We start from the raw sequence: 16,286 nt of genomic DNA, 5'->3' as shown, positions 1-16,286 counted from the left end.
CTATTTGTAAATAGAGAGGTGGCCGAGTGGTCGAAGGCGCACGCCTGGAAAGTGTGTATCCGCTCAACGGCGGATCGAGGGTTCGAATCCCTTCCTCTCTGCTACGATCTTTATTTTTTGGTAACAAAATTTTTTTATCTTTAACATTATTAACTAACTAAAATTTAAGTTTGAGAAAATGAAAAAAATATCCTTTACTCTGGCTACTGCCGGAATGTTTATCTTAAGCACTACTACGGCATCTGCCGCCTTATTGCAAGATGAAGCTGCTGCTGAAGCCAGCAAAGGTTTTACACAAGTATTGAAAGAACAGTTTATTCAAGGGGGCCCTGCATTCATGGGCATCGTTCTTTTGTGCTTGATATTGGGCTTGGCCGTCGCTATTGAAAGAATCATCTATCTAAATTTGGCAAGCACGAATTCTTCCAAGTTGAGACAACAAGTCGAAGACGCATTGGCTTCTGGAGGTGTCGAAGCAGCCAAAGAAGTTTGTCGAAATACAAAAGGCCCCGTAGCTTCCATTTATTACCAAGGCCTTGACCGCGCCGGTGAAGGACTGGAATCTGCAGAAAAGGCAGTTGTTGCCTATGGAGGCGTTCAGATGGGTCAATTAGAGAAAAATGTATCATGGTTGTCATTGTTCATTGCCATTGCCCCCATGCTTGGGTTCATGGGTACGGTAATCGGTATGATTCAGGCTTTCCAGAAAATTGCCGCAGTAGGTAACTTGAGTGCCTCTTTGATTGCAGGTGATATTCAGGTGGCACTTTTGACAACTGTATTCGGTTTGATCACGGCGATTATCCTGCAGATTTTCTACAACTATATCATTGCAAAAATTGATAGCATTGTCAACGACATGGAAGATTCATCAATTGCGTTGATCGATATGTTGGCCGCACACAAGAAATAATTGCAAACCGGATAATCTATAGATATGAACAAAATAGTTAAGATAGTACTGATTGTCATTGGTTTGGTGGCTGCCGGGCTCTGGTTTGCGATGCCTGACGGTGACGATCCCAACGCCATTAACAGTGGAGCTTTGAACTTCATGTTCTTGATAATGTACCTCTTGTTGGCGATAGCCGTTATTTTTAGTCTCTTTTTTGCCCTTAAAAAGTTGTTCGGTACACCAGGCAGCCTTAAGAAAGCACTTTTTGGTTTAGGTGGATTGGCCGTCATCGTGGCCATTTCTTACGGGCTCTCATCAGGAAATGCTGAAGTGGTGAGCGCAATGGCCGATAGAGGCGTAGAAACGACCGAAGGTACGGTCAAAACCATAGGAATGGGGCTGAACGTGTTTTTTATACTTACCGTGATTGCCGTTGCCTTAATGGTAATTCCCGGTTTGAAGAAAATGTTTACTGGTAGATAAAATAAATTGAATTATGCCTAGAAGAAAAGGAGCACCCGAAGTAAATGCAGGTTCCATGGCCGATATCGCATTCTTGCTCTTAATCTTTTTCTTGGTGACCACCACCATAGAGACAGATGCAGGACTTGATAGAATGTTGCCGCCGATAGAACCGCCAGATACCGATGTGGTGATTAAGCAGAAAAATATCTTCACGGTCAACATCAACAAGAACGGCCAATTGTTGGTCGAGGACCAGTTGATGGAACTGAAAGATCTTCGTAATGCTGCGGTAGCTTTTTTAGACAATGGTGCCGATGGTAGCTGTAACTACTGTAAGGGAAGAAAAGACCCCTCATCATCAGATAACCCGTCGAAAGCCATCGTATCCCTGAAGAACGATAGAGAAACAAAGTATGCTACCTATATTACCGTTCAGAATGAATTGGTAGGGGCGTACAACGATCTTAGAAATCGCGAGTGTCAACGTCTGTTTGGAAGGGACTTTACAGAAATGGAAGCTGAATACTTGAATCCCGAGACCCCTTCAGGTATAAGGGATGATTTGAAAGATAAGGTGAAGCAAGTTCAAGATATGTTTCCGCAGAAACTTTCAGAGGCAGAAACCTCAACAGGCAGTTAATATAATAAAAGGGAATTATGGCAAAATTTGCTAAGAAAAAAGATGGCGATTTACCGGCGGTATCAACGGCTTCGTTGCCAGATATCGTATTTATGCTTTTATTTTTCTTTATGACGGTTACCACGATGAAAGATAGCTCTTTGTTGGTGCAGAACACACTGCCCAATGCGAGCGAGGTGAAGAAACTCGAGAAAAAAGACAGGGTTATTTACATCTATGTGGGCAAGCCCATCAAAGAATATCAAAAGGTTTTCGGTACCGAACCGAAAATACAATTAAACGATAAGTTCGCCGATGTCGGTGAAGTAGGCACCTATATTTTGGCTGAAAGGGCGAAAAAGCCCCAAGAACTTCAAAATGTATTGACCACAGCGTTGAAGGTAGATAAAGATGCCAATATGGGGCTGATTTCTGACATCAAGCAAGAGCTCAGAAAGGTAAATGCACTTAAAGTGAACTATACCACCTATGAAGGCAATGCCTTTAACAATATAAACTAAGTTGAAATAGTTTTTCAAGTTTAGTTTGAAAACGCCCCAAAAATTATTGGGGCGTTTTTTTATCAAACTTCCAATGAAAGATTGTTCTCTAAAAACAGAGTCTATGGTTCAAATTCATTTTTTGCAAAGATCTTAAAAATGACATTTTTTCTTGATGACTTTAAATGCTTAATTTGAGGTACGACATCCAAATTGATGCTATTGATATATGGTAAGGCAACCCATTCTTTTTTTTCTTTTGGCTACATGTTTTTTGACCCATGCACAGGTGTATCCCGAAAGTGAGTATGCTGGCACAAAGTACCTTGAAGATCAGTTTTATGTCGGGGTAGGCTATAATTTTTTGTTGCAGAAGCCAGAAGATGTGGTTCAAAGGAGTCTTTCGTACAATCTAATAGCAGGTTTCATTAAAGATATTCCTATCAATCAAAGAAGAAATGTTGGTTTTGGCCTAGGTCTGGGCTATGCCGTCAATTCTTACTATACCAATCTGAGGGCATCACAAAATGGTGATGAGATCACATATACCATAATCGATTTAGATGATTTCAGAAGGAGTAAATTTGAGACCCATGCCATCGAGATACCCGTCGAGTTTCGTTGGCGTACCTCTACCGATGTTGAATATAAATTTTGGCGTATCTACAGCGGTATCAATTTTGCCTATGTATTTGCCAGAAGCTCTAGGTTGGTTACTGATGAAAGTTCCGATCGCTTTAAGAACGATGACATTCGAAACTTTCAATACGGAGCGTACGTGCGCTTCGGCTACAACACATGGAATATAAATTTCTATTACGACTTAAGCACACTTCTAAATGACGGAGTGGTACTTGACAACGGTTCACCAATAGAGATGAGGTCTTTTAGGATTGGATTGATTTTCTATATCCTATAACCAAAATTTCAAGACCAGGAGTTGGGAAAGACTTCCTAAAATAAAACCTATGACCAATTCGACCCAACTATGGGCCCTCATATATAACCGTGAGGTGGCCACAAGTCCCGTTGCCATCACAAGCCCTCCCAGGGCCAATGTAATATTGACTTCGAAATGAATGCTCAATCCGATCAAGTACATCAGCAGACTTGCCATGCCCAACATATGAATGCTTGTCTTGTAGCCTAGTAAGAGTAACAGCAGGGCCGCAATATAGGCTGTTACAAGCCCCATAAAAAAGTAATACAGTTCACCGATGTAGTTTTGCGGAATCACTTTGAGCAAAATCATCAAAAAAAGAATGATGTTGATGCTCAGTGCATAGCTACGCTCTTTTTTGGAAACAGCAAAGATAGAGTGTACCACCCCTAAATTTTTCAGGATGAAAAAAAATATAATCGGAATGATGACCGTGAGAATGAAAATGGGCAAAATATTGCCGCTCTGTTCCTCAAGGGAATTGAGTTTGGGCGTGACCAAGAAATAGGCCAAGGTACCCGTGATCGGAACCAATAAAGGATGAAAAACATAGGAAATGGCGTATAAGAATCGACCCATCAGATTTTCTTTCTCAGCCTGGCCACGGGTATGTCCATTTGTTCCCGATATTTCGCTACGGTTCTTCTGGCTATTGGATATCCCTTTTCTTTTAGAATTTTGGCAAGACTATCGTCGGTGAGCGGCTTCTTTTTGTCTTCTTCGCGAATAACGGTTTCCAAAATCTTTTTGATTTCTTTTGTTGATACATCTTCACCCTGTTCATTTTTCATGGCCTCTGAAAAATAATCTTTGATGAGTTTGGTACCATAGGGCGTATCTACATACTTGCTATTGGCCACTCGTGATACGGTAGAGACATCCATATCGATGCGATCTGCAATGTCTTTTAGGATCATAGGTCTCAACTTTCGCTCATCACCGGTCAAAAAATACTCTTTTTGGTACTGCATGATGGCGCTCATGGTAATGTAGAGCGTCTGTTGTCGTTGCTTGATGGCATCGATGAACCACTTGGCGGCGTCTAATTTTTGTTTGATGAAGAGTACCGCATCTTTTTGATCTTTTGATTTTTCCTTGGCATTCTTATAGCCTTGGAGCATATTGCTATACTCTTTCGAAACATGCAATTCAGGGGCATTTCTTCCATTGAGGGTCAGTTCAAGCTCTCCATCAACGATTCGTATTGAAAAATCGGGAACAATATGTTCGATAACACGGTTGTTTCCTGAATAGGCCCCTCCTGGTTTTGGATTTAATTTTTCAATTTCAGCAATGGCCGCTTTAAGTTCTTCCTCTGAGATATGATGTTTTTGCAAGAGTTTATCATAATGCTTTTTGGTGAAATGATCAAATGACTTTTCAAGAATTGAAATGGCCAATTCTACGGCGGGGGTACCTGTTTTTCTTTTCAGCTGTATAATGAGACACTCATCAAGAGAGCAGGCAGCCACCCCTGGCGGGTCGAGTGCTTGAACCGTTTTCAATACTTCTTTGACCTTTTCTTCGTCAACGTAGACATTTTGGGTAAAGGCAAGATCATCGACAATGTCGCTCAGAGGTCTTCGAATGTAACCGCTTTCATCGACACTACCGACCAAAAACTCGGCAATGGCCCATTCTTGATCATCTAGATATACCGTATTGAGTTGGTTCAGTAAATATTGATTAAACGAAATACCGGCGGCATAGGGCACACTTTTTTCGTCATCATCGGCACTGTAATTGCTTATTTGCGTGCGATAATCGGGTATTTCATCATCACTTAAGTAATCATCAATATTGATTTCGTCGGCCTCAATGGTCTCATTGTCATTCGATTCATCAAAACTTTCACCGTATTCATCTTCTAGGCCATCGCCTTCTGCCTTGCCACTTTCCAACGCCGGATTTTCTTCCAATTCTTGCTTTAATCGTTGTTCAAAGGCCTGTGTAGGCAGTTGAATCAACTTCATCAACTGAATCTGTTGGGGCGAAAGTTTTTGCGAAAGCTTAAATTGTAGGTGTTGTTTCAGCATAAATCAAAAAGACCCTTTCTTATAAAGTTAAAGAATTCAATTTAGAATTCGGCGTTCTGCGGCGTTCTCGGGAAGGGAATCACATCGCGAATGTTGCCCATGCCCGTGACGAACTGCACCAAACGTTCAAAGCCAAGACCAAAGCCACTATGAACGGCCGTCCCAAATCTGCGCAATTCAAGATACCACCAAAGCTCTTCTTCAGGAATATCAAGCGCAGCCATTTTTTGTTGCAAAACCTCCAATCGTTCCTCCCTTTGCGAGCCACCAACGATTTCACCAATTCCGGGAAAGAGCACATCCATGGCCCGTACAGTTTCTTCATCTTCATTCAGCCGCATATAAAAAGCCTTTATTTTAGCCGGATAGTCGAATAAAATAACCGGACACTTAAAATGCTTTTCCACAAGAAAGCGCTCATGTTCGCTCTGCAGATCGGCACCCCATTCATCAATTGAATATTCGAATTTTCTCTTTTTATTGGGTTTGCTGTTCCTTAAGATTTCAAACGCTTCGGTATACGTGACCCTTTTGAAGTTGTTGTCAATGACAAACCTCAATTTTTCGCTCAACGACATTTCACTACGTTCGGCCTGGGGTTTGGTTTTTTCCTCATCAAGCAAACGTTGTTCGAGAAACGTTAAGTCATCAGGGCAGTTTTCAAGCACGTATCGCAACACCCACTTGATAAAATCTTCAACAAGGTCCATATTGGCATCAAGATCATAAAATGCCATTTCGGGTTCGATCATCCAAAACTCGGCCAAATGTCTCGAGGTGTTCGAATTTTCGGCCCTAAAAGTGGGTCCGAAAGTATATACCTTTCCCAATCCCATAGCATAGGCCTCGGCTTCCAACTGACCAGATACGGTCAGATTGGTCTCCTTGCCAAAAAAGTCTTTTTTATAATCTACATCACCTTCATCGTTCAAAGGAGGATTTTTAGCATCTAAAGCAGTGACCCTGAACATCTCACCGGCGCCTTCGGCATCAGAACCGGTTATGATGGGGGCATGCATGTAATAGAATCCATTTTGTTGAAAATAGCTGTGAATGGCAAATGCCAAAGCCGAACGAACCCGCATCACGGCCGAAAAGGTATTGGTGCGCACCCTTAAATGGGCTTTCTCCCGCAAAAATTCAAGCGAATGCTTTTTGGGCTGTATGGGATATGTTTCGGGGTCGGCCATGCCATGAATCTTAAGCTCATTGACTTGGATTTCCACAGATTGACCTCGCCCTTGACTTTCAACCAGGGTGCCAGACACCTCTACGGCCGCTCCCGTTGAAATTGACTTTATGGTGTTTTCGTCAAAGTTCTCAAAGTCTACCACACACTGCACGTTATTAATTGTAGAGCCATCATTCAATGCAATAAAACGGTTGCTTCTAAAAGTTTTGACCCAACCCCTTACCGTAACTTCTTGTGAGTTTGGGGTGGTCGAAAGCAGTTCTTTGACAGAAAAAAGTTGCATACTTCGCTATTCAAAAATTAAGCCCCAAAGATAGTTTTTTGTGGTCAAGAAGCCTATAAACGTTGAGACAATTCAGTCAACGGGGTCATTATTTTGAGTTGATTTCTTCCTTTGGGAGGATATCGATCTGTGGTTTCTTAAGTACTTTTTTATTGGCAATGCTTCGTTCAAGTGACAGCAATAACGACGGCAATAAAATCAAGTTGGCCAACATGGCAAACAATAAGGTTGCCGATACCAACGCACCCAAAGCTACGGTGCCACCAAAACTTGATATGATGAATACTGAGAACCCAAAGAAAAGCACGATGGATGTGTAGAACATGCTCACGCCAGTTTCCCTAAGTGCGGCATAGACCGATTTTTTGATCTGCCAGCGGTTAGCGGTCAATTCTTGTCGATATTTCGCCAAAAAGTGAATGGTATCATCGACCGAAATGCCAAAGGCGATACTAAAGACCAAAATGGTAGATGGCTTTATGGGAACACCCAAAAAGCCCATGAGCCCTGCCGTAATGACCAATGGCAATAGGTTGGGCACCAAAGAAATGATGATCATTCTGAACGAACGAAACAGATATGCCATGAAAATCGATATGAGCCCAATGGCCAAAGCCAAGGACAGCAAGAGGTTTTTTACCAAATATTTGGTGCCTTTCAAAAAAAGCAAGGCCTTGCCCGTCATATACACATTGTACCGTTCGGCAGGAAAAACTTTGTTTATGGTCTTGATGAGGTCGCTTTCAATTTCTTCCATGCGATCGGTCTTTACATCGCGCATGAAAGTGGTCATTCTGGCAATCTGACCAGTACTATCGACAAAGCTTTCGAGCAGATTGCTGTTCTCTGAAGATTTTCGGGCAACATCCATGATGAAAGTGCTCTCTTGTGAGGTCGGCAATTGATAGTATTTAGGAATACCATTATAAAAGGCCTGTTTTGAGTACTTTACCAAATTTACGACAGACACTGTCGGTGAAAGTTCGGGAATATCTTCAATTTCGGTGCCCAGCTCATCCATTCTTCTAAGGGTGGCAGGTTTCATGACCCCCTTCTTCCGTTCGGTATCCACTACAATCTCGACGGGCATGATACCATCAAATTCTTCCTCAAAAAATCGAATGTCCTTAAAGAAATGGGTGTTTTTGGGCAAGTCTTCCACTCGACTTCCGGTAATTTCGATTTGATAGATGCCTATAATGCTCAACACCAGGGCTATTAGCGATACGACATAAACGGCGATTCGGTTGTGGCGCACCATGCGTTCCATCCAATCCACAAAAAGATCGATCCATTTTTTGTTCAGATGCTTCAAGTGTTTTGTCTTGGGCAGCGACATGAAGCTATAGATAACCGGTATGATCAACAGTGAAAGAATGAAGATGCAGATGATATTGATCGAGGCAACGATACCAAATTCTTTCAACAGGTCACTGTCCAAGATCATAAAAGTAGCGAACCCTGATGCGGTGGTGACATTGGTCATCAACGTTGCATTACCGATTTTGGAGATGACCCGCTGTAGTGACAAGGCTTGGTTGCCATGCTTTTTGACCTCTTGTTGATATTTGTTGATCAGAAAAATACAGTTGGGTATGCCGATAACAATGATCAATGGGGGAATGAGGGCCGTCAAGATGGTGATCTCGTATTCAAAAAGCCCCAAAAACCCAAAGGCCCACATGACACCGATGATAACCACGCACATTGATATGAAGGTCGCCCTGAAGCTTCTAAAAAAGAAGAAAAAGATGATTGAAGTGACCAATAAAGCGGCCAAAATGAATTTTCCTATTTCATCGATAATGGTCTTCGAGTTCCAAGTTCTGATATATGGCATGCCCGAAACCCTTATGTCAAGACCAGTTTCCTCTTCAAAGTTTTCAACGATGCTCTGTAGATCGGTCAATATAAAATCATTTCTGACATCGGTGTTCAGAATGTCCTTGTCAAGGTAAAGAATGGTCCTGAGCGTTTGGGTCTCTTTGTTGAAGAGCAGGTTTTCGTAAAAGGGAAGTTCTTCAAACAGTTTTGTTTTTATGGCCTCGATCTCGGTTTGGTTTTTGACCTGCCCATTGATCAAGGGTTGCAATACGAATTCTTGCAGTTCGTTGTCCTTGACCAGTTGCTGTAGGTTATCTGTGGAAAGAACCAGTGATATTTCAGGGAAGGCATCCAATTGCTTGCTCAACTTGTTCCAGCGGTTGAAATTTTCAGGGGTAAACAGCAAACTGTCCCTAATGGCCATGACAATGGCATTGTCTTCTTCACCGAAAAGGTTTACGAACGCACTGTACTTTATGGTTGCCTCATGGTCATCGGGCAAAATGTTGGCCTCGGTATTCGAGAAGCGCATGTTCTTCCATTGTAGGGCCAACAAAACAGTGGCAGTGGCGATGGCCAAGAGAATCAAAATTCTATTTCGAAGGATGAGGCGGGCCACGATGGGCCAGAATCCCTGAAAGCGTTGTTTTGGCATGCGAGCTAAGTTGTGCGCAAAGGTAGAAAATGATGCAAAGTGCTCCTAAAAAAGAAACACTAAAAGCTTTATACTTTCATGATTTCAGATTCTTTGACCCCTAATATGGCATCTACTTTTTTGGTGTACGTATCTGTAAGTTCTTGTACATCGATTTCGGCATTTCCCAGCCGGTCTTCTGAAATGTCAAGATTTTTGAGCTCTTTGTTGGCCTCTTGACGGGCATTGCGTACACTTATCTTCGCATCTTCAGCTTCAGATTTGGCCTGTTTCACCAATTGTTTTCTGCGCTCTTCGGTCAATGGCGGTACGTTAATGATGACCATCTCACCATTGTTCATGGGGTTAAAGCCCAAGTTGGCATTCATGATGGCGGTCTCTATTTCGGGTAACAGGCTTTTTTCCCATGGTTGCACTGAAATGGTTCGGGCATCGGGGGTGTTGATGTTGGACACCTGCGACAATGGGGTTTGCGAACCGTAATACTCGACCATTACGGTCGAAAGCATGGCCGGACTCGCCTTGCCCGCCCTTATTTTAATAAATGCTTTTTCAAGATGCTCCATGGCGCCCTGCATACTTTCTTTTGTCGAATCTAAAATGAATTGAATCTCTTCGTTCATAGTTATAAATTTACGCAAGAACCATCAATCTGTGTGCCGATCAGACATTGACGACGGTTCCAATTTTTTCACCGGACACGATTTTCATCAAGTTGCCCCTGGTATTCATATCAAAAACCACAATGGGCAGTTCGTTCTCTTGGCTCAGGGTAAAGGCTGTGGTGTCCATCACTTTCAAGCCTTTTGTGATCACATCGTTGAAAGAGATCGAATCGAACTTGGTAGCGCTTTTATCTTTTTCTGGGTCGGAAGTGTAAATGCCATCAACACGGGTGCCCTTTAAAATGACATCGGCGTCAACTTCTATTGCACGCAATACGGCGGCAGAATCGGTTGTAAAATAGGGGTTGCCCGTTCCTCCCCCAAAAATGACCACTCTGCCTTTTTCTAAATGCCTCATGGCCCGTCGCCTGATGAAAGGCTCGGCCACTTCATTGATTTTGATGGCTGATTGCAAGCGGGTCTCCACTCCTTTAAGTTCGAGCGCACTTTGTAGCGCAAGTCCATTGATGACCGTGGCAAGCATGCCCATATGGTCGCCTTGAACACGATCCATGCCCTGGCTTGCCCCTGAGAGACCTCTAAAAATATTTCCTCCGCCAATAACAATGGCCACCTCTACCCCCTTTTCGATCACGGCTTTTATGTCTTCGGCATATTCTTCCAATCTTTTGGGGTCGATGCCGTATTGTTGTTCGCCCATCAAGGCTTCTCCGCTAAGCTTTAAGAGAATTCTTTTGTATCGCATTTACGCTTTGTTGAAGTCCGAACAAAAATAATCAAAATTCTTAAGGGCCTTTGCCAAGATATCAGGGCGCAAAATTTTTTGCATAAAAAAAGTGTAATTTTTGTAACCATTTTCAAAAGTGGCAGTTTAATCGTTTGAATAAGCAAATCGACCTAATTGGAAGCACTGACCGATAATGCATTGATGCTCAAGGTAAGATCAGGTGATATTGATAAGCTGGGTTTGTTGTATGAAAGACACAAACGAAATCTTTTCGGTTTTTTTTACAACATGAGCCGCGATTCACATACCAGTGAAGATATGGTACAAACGGTTTTCATTCGCATGTTGAAATACAAACATACTTTCACTGGCACGGGTTCTTTTGGGGCTTGGATGTACAAAATGGCCAGAAATGTATACTATGACCATTTCAAGAAGTTGTCTCGAAACGGAACGAAACATGAATTGTCGCAAATACACTTGAAAGATGAAGATGTTGAAAGCCCTGAAGAGCATTTGTATGTAGAAGAAACGCGGTATCAACTGAATACCGCTATTTCAAGATTATCGCCCAAAAAGAGGGAAGTCTTGCTATTGTGTAAATACAGGGGGTTGAAATTCAGTGAAGTAGGTGAGGTCTTGGGCTGTTCTGAAGGTGCGGCCAAAGTGAAGGCGCATAGGGCCCTTCAAGAATTGCGGACCATTTTTTTTGAATTGGAAAAAAGATAACGATCATGAAAAAGCAAAACTTTGAAATCTTGGCAATGGATTATCTCTCTGGAAGACTTTCTAAGGAAGATAAGGAGGGGTTCGAGTTGTTTTTGAGTGAAAATGAGGCGTATCGAAATCAATGGGAAGCGGTTCAGGCGACTTGGAATGATCTGGATGCTTTGACAACGCCAGAGCCCTCAACAAAAATGGATGAACGCTTCTTTGACATGCTGCATGTAGAAACTTCTAAGAAAGAGACCGCAAAACAGCCAAAATTCTGGTCAAGACCTTTTGATATCACGAGACCACAACTGGCCTTTGGCATGATGTTGTTGTTGATCGGTCTGGGGTTGGGATATTTCTTGAATGATAGAACTGCCAATGTTGGGCAGAAAATGGTATCGAACGATACCGAAGCGGTTCGCCAAAAACTGGTTTTGACATTATTGGAGCAACCTTCTGCCAATCAACGGCTTGAAGGGGTAAGTGAGGCCAATAAGTTCAATGGTGTTGATGAACAAGTGGTCAATGCACTATTGCTGACGCTCAACCATGATGATAATGTGAATGTACGGTTGGCGGCCATTGAATCATTGGCCAATTATGCGGATCATGCAATGGTACGGCAAGGTTTGGTGCAGTCGATTCCCAATCAAGAATCACCGATCGTACAAGTGACTTTGGCCAATCTGATGTTGGCATTGCAAGAAAAGAAATCGGTCGAGCCTTTTAAAAAATTGTTGAAAGAAAAGAAACTCGACACCTTGGTGAAGAAAAAAATAGAACATACCATAGAATCGATCATTTAGTTTATTCATCAACTTGTTCCATCGGAACAAAAATCAAATTATGAACAGTCAAATTTTTAAAATCATGAAGCAATTGACAATGATGGCAGTGGCGCTATTTCTATTGCCAGACCTGGTACAGGCCCAAGAGAAGGTTTTTGAAGAAACCATAAAGAAAGAGCTTTCCTTCAAAACAAAAAGCGAACAAAACACTTTAGTGCTGCAGAATGTTTTTGGCCCCATAACTGTTGAAGGTTATTCTGGTACCACCGTACAACTGGTGGTGAACAAAAGAATAACCGCAGATACCCAAGAGCATTTAGATTTGGGGAAACAAGAACTCACCCTAAAGGTTTCAGAACTTGAGAATCGAATAATAGTGCGTCCTGATGCGCCATATATTGAGTATAACGAGAAAGGCCTGAGGTTCAACTGGTGCAACAATTATGAAGAGCCCGAGTATCAACATCGATTGAATTTCAAGGTGAAGGTTCCCAAAGGGGTCAATCTGAACATTGGAACTGTAAACGATGGGGACATTTATGTCGCCAATACCAGTGGAAATTTTATCAAGGTAAACAATATCAATGGTGGCATTGATCTGAAAAATGTGGAAGGGAGAACCAAACTACATTGCATTAATGGAGAGGTCAATGTTTCCTATTCACGAAACCCCGATGAGGCCTCCCAGTACTATTCCCTGAACGGTGACATCAACATTACCTATCAAAGTGCGTTGAGTGCCGAGATCTCTTTTAAAAGTATGAATGGCGAACTCTTCAGTGATTTTGATATTGAAAGACAATACGTCAGAACCAATAAAGATGTAGCCAGAAAAAAAGGAAAGTATAAATATGAATCCACTCCAGTGGTTCAGATAGGAAAGGGTGCGGTACAACTTGATTTCGAAACCCTAAACGGAAATGTATTTATCAAAAAAATCTAAATATCATGAAGAAGAATTATATAATTACGGTTGTGTGCTTACTTACATTTGGTGCGCTTTCAGCACAGGAAAAAAACATTGATTTGTTCACGGTTCCTTTGAGTAACCCGGAGAGCCCTGGAAAACTAATTGTCAATCAGTTGACCGGTTCTATCGAGGTTGAAGCCTATGATGGCAAAGAGGTGATCGTAAAAGCTTCCGTGAGCGAAGATGACGATTGCGGTGAATGTGATGAAAGAAAGTCAAGCAGTAAAAATGGAATGAAGAAAATTTCCATATCAAGTCTTAACATTGGGGCTGAAGAAAATGATAACGTGGTTCAAATTCAAAATGAGCTTTGGAACAAAAAAACCGACCTATTCATCAAAGTGCCCAGTAATTTTTCACTAAAGCTCAAAACGGTGAACCATGGTGACATCACTGTTCAAGGGGTCAACGGTGAGATGGAGATAAGTAATGTAAATGGCAATATCACTTTAGAATCGGTCAGTGGTTCTGTTGTGGCCAATACCACAAATGGCGAGTTGGTCGTGGGCTTCAATTCCATCACCAAGGGTAAGGAGATGGCCTTTAGCAGTTTTAATGGCGATGTGAACATTACTTTTCCAAAATCGTTAAAGGCAAATGTCAAGGCTAAATCTGATATGGGCGATGTCTATACTGATTTTGATATGGTCATTTCCAAAAGTGAACCGCAAGTCGATAAGAACACATCTTCAGGAAAATATCGCGTAAAAGTCGAACAATGGGTGAACGGCACCATCAATGGCGGTGGTCCTGAAATGTTGTTCAAGACCTTTAACGGAGATATTATGATCAGATCGAAGTAATAGAACTTCTACAAGCGAAAAAGGCCCGATATGTCAAAATCGGGCCTTTTTCTTATGCGTTGGAAAGTGTAATCGGGTTATCCTAAAGCAACCCTTTTGAATCCGGTGACCTCCAAATCAGAATTTACCGATTTCACGTATTGCGAAACACTTTGCTTACTGTCTTTGATAAATGCTTGGTTCACCAAAGTATTGTCTTTGAAGAATCGATTTAGTTTTCCTTTGGCGATATTGTCGAGCATTGCCTCAGGCTTGCCCTCTTGGCGCAATTGATCTTTGGCAATCTCAATTTCTTTATCAATGGTCTCTTGGTCGACTTCACTTTCGTTGAGTGCGATAGGGTTCATTGCCGCGGCTTGCATAGCAACATCTTTGGCAGCATCGACGGCACCATTTACGGCGGCCGACAGCCCTACCAATGTGGCGATCTTGTTGCCAGCATGAATATAAGATCCAACGAAGGGAGCGCTTAATTTTTCAAAGCTTCCGATTTCGATTTTCTCGCCGATCACCCCGGTTTGCTCGGTCAACTTTTCCTCTACGGTAATTCCATTGTACGAAGCGGAAAGAAAAGAATCTTTGTTATCGTGGCCCAATGCCAAATCGGCCAATTCATTGGCCAAGGCAACGAAGCTTTCGTTCTTGGCCACAAAATCGGTCTCACAATTCAGTGATATGATGACCCCTTCGGTTTTTTTGTCATTTACCTTTGCGATGGCCGCTCCTTCAGAAGAATCTCTGTCTGCTCTTTTGGCGGCCACTTTCTGGCCTTTTTTTCTTAGAATTTCGATTGCCTTGTCAAAATCGCCATCGGCTTCTACCAATGCCTTCTTGCAATCCATCATTCCAGCACCAGTGGCTTTTCTCAATTTATTTACTTCAGCGGCTGTGATTTTTGCCATTTCTGTATTATTTAGGTATTTCAGTAAATCAGTTAACTTTTTTGCGTGGGCTTACTCAACCCCTCCCTTGGCTACATCTTGCCATTCTTTTAGCTCGTCCCATTTGCCGTCTGCGGCCATCTTGGCCTGTTTTGGCCATGTTGTGGGATCTAAATGGGCCATTCTTGAACTGGCCTCGGTCAAGATATCTTTGATTTTTTCAGGTTTGGCCTTGGCAAGATCGGCGTAGGTTCCGATACCTGCTTTGGTAAGTGCCTCTGCACCTTTGGGGCCAATACCCTCAATTTTTGTCAGATCGTCTGCCTTAGTGTCTTTTTTTGGTGTTGCCTCTTTTTTCTCAGCTTTTGGGGCTTCCTTTTTTTCTGCCTTGGGCTCTTCTTTCTTTTCTACTTGGGGCTCTTCCTTGACCTCGCCCACTTTCTCAGTGGGTTCCTCTTTGGTCTGCTCAACAGGTTTTGCTTTTTTCTTTGGTGCTTTGACAGGCTCATCATCTTCCTCACCGATTACGGTAGCGGTAGTTTTCGAAACTTCTTTCACCTCTTCCTCAACTTCAGCTGCAGCCTGCTTTTCATTCTTTCTTTCGGCCAAACCTTCCGCAACCGCTTCGGTCACTTGTGTTAGTATGGCTTCAATCGATTTACCCGCATCATCATTTGATGGGATCACAAAATCTATCGGTCTTGGGTCAGAATTGGTATCGACCATCGCAAAGATGGGGATGTTCAATTTCTGGGCCTCTTTTACCGCGATGTGCTCGCGCATGGTGTCAACAATGAAGATGGCACCTGGCAAACGGGTCATATCGGCAATAGAGCCTAGGTTTTTCTCCAATTTCGCCCTAAGACGTTCTACCTGAAGACGTTCTTTCTTTGATAGCGTATCAAAGGTTCCGTCTTTTTTCATTCTATCTATGGCCGTCATTTTTTTCACTGCCTTTCTGATCGTGACAAAATTGGTCAACATACCACCTGGCCATCTTTCGGTGATGTAGGGCATGTTCACTTTTGAGACCTTATCGGATACGATGTCCTTGGCCTGTTTTTTGGTGGCGACAAAAAGGATTTTTCTCCCCGAGGAAGCGATTTTTTTCATGGCCTCTTTGGCCTCTTCCAACTTCGCTACGGTTTTGTAGAGATTGATAACGTGAATTCCGTTGCGCTCCATATAGATGTAGGGAGCCATGTTCGGATTCCATTTTCTGGTCAAGTGCCCAAAATGAACACCTGCTTCGAGTAAGTCTTTGACTTCTGTTTTACTTGCCATTTTTGTAATTAGTTTACGTTCCGTTGAGATAGCAATGCAAAGGTGGTCAGTGCTTGGGCACATCGCCCTTTACATTTAGATGCT

At 42.5% G+C, this 16,286-nt stretch carries 17 protein-coding genes and 1 tRNA gene; 10 read left to right on the top strand and 8 right to left on the bottom strand.

What is annotated here, in order from left to right:
- Positions 1-12: 12 nt before the first annotated feature.
- From L0P89_RS04360 to L0P89_RS04335, 6 genes are all read left to right on the top strand, one after another.
- Positions 13-101 (top strand) — tRNA-Ser (locus tag L0P89_RS04360).
- 77 nt (positions 102-178) lie between these two features.
- Complete coding sequence (locus L0P89_RS04355; RefSeq protein WP_235267179.1) at positions 179-913, top strand: MotA/TolQ/ExbB proton channel family protein; 735 nt, start codon at positions 179-181, stop codon at positions 911-913.
- Positions 914-937: 24 nt separating this feature from the next.
- Positions 938-1,378 carry a hypothetical protein gene (locus L0P89_RS04350; RefSeq protein ID WP_235267178.1) on the top strand — a complete coding sequence of 147 codons (441 nt, stop codon included), beginning with the start codon at positions 938-940 and terminating at the stop codon, positions 1,376-1,378.
- Positions 1,379-1,391: 13 nt separating this feature from the next.
- Positions 1,392-2,000, top strand: a complete 609-nt coding sequence (locus L0P89_RS04345; protein ID WP_235267177.1) for an ExbD/TolR family protein — start codon at positions 1,392-1,394, stop codon at positions 1,998-2,000.
- A gap of 17 nt (positions 2,001-2,017) precedes the next feature.
- On the top strand, positions 2,018-2,500 hold the full coding sequence (locus tag L0P89_RS04340) for a biopolymer transporter ExbD (RefSeq protein ID WP_235267176.1): 483 nt from the start codon (positions 2,018-2,020) through the stop codon (positions 2,498-2,500).
- Between the two features lie 238 nt (positions 2,501-2,738).
- Positions 2,739-3,398 (top strand): porin family protein, encoded by a 660-nt coding sequence (locus tag L0P89_RS04335; protein WP_235267175.1) that lies wholly within the window; start codon positions 2,739-2,741, stop codon positions 3,396-3,398.
- Here L0P89_RS04335 and L0P89_RS04330 read toward each other — a convergent pair.
- From L0P89_RS04330 to pyrH, 6 genes are all read right to left on the bottom strand, one after another.
- Complete coding sequence (locus L0P89_RS04330; protein WP_235267174.1) at positions 3,393-3,998, bottom strand: hypothetical protein; 606 nt, start codon at positions 3,996-3,998, stop codon at positions 3,393-3,395. The two genes, L0P89_RS04335 and L0P89_RS04330, sit on opposite strands and share 6 nt — an antisense overlap.
- Complete coding sequence (rpoN, locus tag L0P89_RS04325) at positions 3,998-5,455, bottom strand: RNA polymerase factor sigma-54 (protein WP_235267173.1); 1,458 nt, start codon at positions 5,453-5,455, stop codon at positions 3,998-4,000. Before rpoN ends, L0P89_RS04330 begins: the two co-directional genes overlap by 1 nt.
- A gap of 41 nt (positions 5,456-5,496) precedes the next feature.
- The gene (asnS, locus tag L0P89_RS04320; RefSeq protein ID WP_235267172.1) at positions 5,497-6,930 is read right to left on the bottom strand and encodes an asparagine--tRNA ligase; all 1,434 of its coding nucleotides are present in this window, start codon (positions 6,928-6,930) and stop codon (positions 5,497-5,499) included.
- Positions 6,931-7,018: 88 nt separating this feature from the next.
- The gene (locus L0P89_RS04315; protein ID WP_235267171.1) at positions 7,019-9,409 is read right to left on the bottom strand and encodes an RND family transporter; all 2,391 of its coding nucleotides are present in this window, start codon (positions 9,407-9,409) and stop codon (positions 7,019-7,021) included.
- Between the two features lie 68 nt (positions 9,410-9,477).
- Positions 9,478-10,032 (bottom strand): ribosome recycling factor, encoded by a 555-nt coding sequence (gene frr, locus L0P89_RS04310; protein ID WP_235267170.1) that lies wholly within the window; start codon positions 10,030-10,032, stop codon positions 9,478-9,480.
- Positions 10,033-10,072: 40 nt separating this feature from the next.
- Entirely contained in the window at positions 10,073-10,780 is a 708-nt protein-coding gene (pyrH, locus tag L0P89_RS04305; protein WP_235267169.1) for a UMP kinase, read from the bottom strand.
- Between the two features lie 156 nt (positions 10,781-10,936).
- Between pyrH and L0P89_RS04300 the strand changes: the two genes are divergently transcribed.
- The 4 genes from L0P89_RS04300 (at position 10,937) to L0P89_RS04285 (ending at position 14,037) form a co-directional block, all read left to right on the top strand.
- Positions 10,937-11,491, top strand: a complete 555-nt coding sequence (locus tag L0P89_RS04300; RefSeq protein ID WP_235267168.1) for an RNA polymerase sigma factor — start codon at positions 10,937-10,939, stop codon at positions 11,489-11,491.
- A 5-nt stretch (positions 11,492-11,496) separates the two neighbouring features.
- Positions 11,497-12,282, top strand: coding sequence for a hypothetical protein (locus L0P89_RS04295; RefSeq protein ID WP_235267167.1), 786 nt, complete (start codon positions 11,497-11,499; stop codon positions 12,280-12,282).
- A gap of 64 nt (positions 12,283-12,346) precedes the next feature.
- The gene (locus L0P89_RS04290; RefSeq protein WP_235267166.1) at positions 12,347-13,207 is read left to right on the top strand and encodes a DUF4097 family beta strand repeat-containing protein; all 861 of its coding nucleotides are present in this window, start codon (positions 12,347-12,349) and stop codon (positions 13,205-13,207) included.
- A gap of 5 nt (positions 13,208-13,212) precedes the next feature.
- Positions 13,213-14,037, top strand: coding sequence for a DUF4097 family beta strand repeat-containing protein (locus L0P89_RS04285; protein ID WP_235267165.1), 825 nt, complete (start codon positions 13,213-13,215; stop codon positions 14,035-14,037).
- A gap of 77 nt (positions 14,038-14,114) precedes the next feature.
- Here L0P89_RS04285 and tsf read toward each other — a convergent pair whose 3' ends face one another.
- The gene (tsf, locus tag L0P89_RS04280) at positions 14,115-14,939 is read right to left on the bottom strand and encodes a translation elongation factor Ts (RefSeq protein WP_235267164.1); all 825 of its coding nucleotides are present in this window, start codon (positions 14,937-14,939) and stop codon (positions 14,115-14,117) included.
- Positions 14,940-14,990: 51 nt separating this feature from the next.
- Positions 14,991-16,202, bottom strand: a complete 1,212-nt coding sequence (gene rpsB / locus L0P89_RS04275; protein ID WP_235267163.1) for a 30S ribosomal protein S2 — start codon at positions 16,200-16,202, stop codon at positions 14,991-14,993.
- Positions 16,203-16,286: the final 84 nt, after the last annotated feature.

The sequence above is a fragment of the Muricauda sp. SCSIO 65647 genome (assembly GCF_021534965.1).
GTDB lineage: Bacteria > Bacteroidota > Bacteroidia > Flavobacteriales > Flavobacteriaceae > Flagellimonas_A.
Note: the sequence above shows the minus strand (reverse complement) of the source record. Positions and strands in the feature narration are given on the sequence as shown.

Bases quoted from the DNA above. Each gene is read 5' to 3' on its own strand.
- L0P89_RS04355 (WP_235267179.1), top strand. From the start codon at position 179: ATGAAAAAAATATCCTTTACTCTGGCTACTGCCGGAATGTTTATCTTA.
- L0P89_RS04350 (WP_235267178.1), top strand. From the start codon at position 938: ATGAACAAAATAGTTAAGATAGTACTGATTGTCATTGGTTTGGTGGCT.
- L0P89_RS04345 (WP_235267177.1), top strand. From the start codon at position 1,392: ATGCCTAGAAGAAAAGGAGCACCCGAAGTAAATGCAGGTTCCATGGCC.
- L0P89_RS04340 (WP_235267176.1), top strand. From the start codon at position 2,018: ATGGCAAAATTTGCTAAGAAAAAAGATGGCGATTTACCGGCGGTATCA.
- L0P89_RS04330 (WP_235267174.1), bottom strand. From the start codon at position 3,998: ATGGGTCGATTCTTATACGCCATTTCCTATGTTTTTCATCCTTTATTG.
- rpoN (WP_235267173.1), bottom strand. From the start codon at position 5,455: ATGCTGAAACAACACCTACAATTTAAGCTTTCGCAAAAACTTTCGCCC.
- asnS (WP_235267172.1), bottom strand. From the start codon at position 6,930: ATGCAACTTTTTTCTGTCAAAGAACTGCTTTCGACCACCCCAAACTCA.
- L0P89_RS04315 (WP_235267171.1), bottom strand. From the start codon at position 9,409: ATGCCAAAACAACGCTTTCAGGGATTCTGGCCCATCGTGGCCCGCCTC.
- frr (WP_235267170.1), bottom strand. From the start codon at position 10,032: ATGAACGAAGAGATTCAATTCATTTTAGATTCGACAAAAGAAAGTATG.
- pyrH (WP_235267169.1), bottom strand. From the start codon at position 10,780: ATGCGATACAAAAGAATTCTCTTAAAGCTTAGCGGAGAAGCCTTGATG.
- L0P89_RS04295 (WP_235267167.1), top strand. From the start codon at position 11,497: ATGAAAAAGCAAAACTTTGAAATCTTGGCAATGGATTATCTCTCTGGA.
- L0P89_RS04290 (WP_235267166.1), top strand. From the start codon at position 12,347: ATGAAGCAATTGACAATGATGGCAGTGGCGCTATTTCTATTGCCAGAC.
- L0P89_RS04285 (WP_235267165.1), top strand. From the start codon at position 13,213: ATGAAGAAGAATTATATAATTACGGTTGTGTGCTTACTTACATTTGGT.
- tsf (WP_235267164.1), bottom strand. From the start codon at position 14,939: ATGGCAAAAATCACAGCCGCTGAAGTAAATAAATTGAGAAAAGCCACT.
- rpsB (WP_235267163.1), bottom strand. From the start codon at position 16,202: ATGGCAAGTAAAACAGAAGTCAAAGACTTACTCGAAGCAGGTGTTCAT.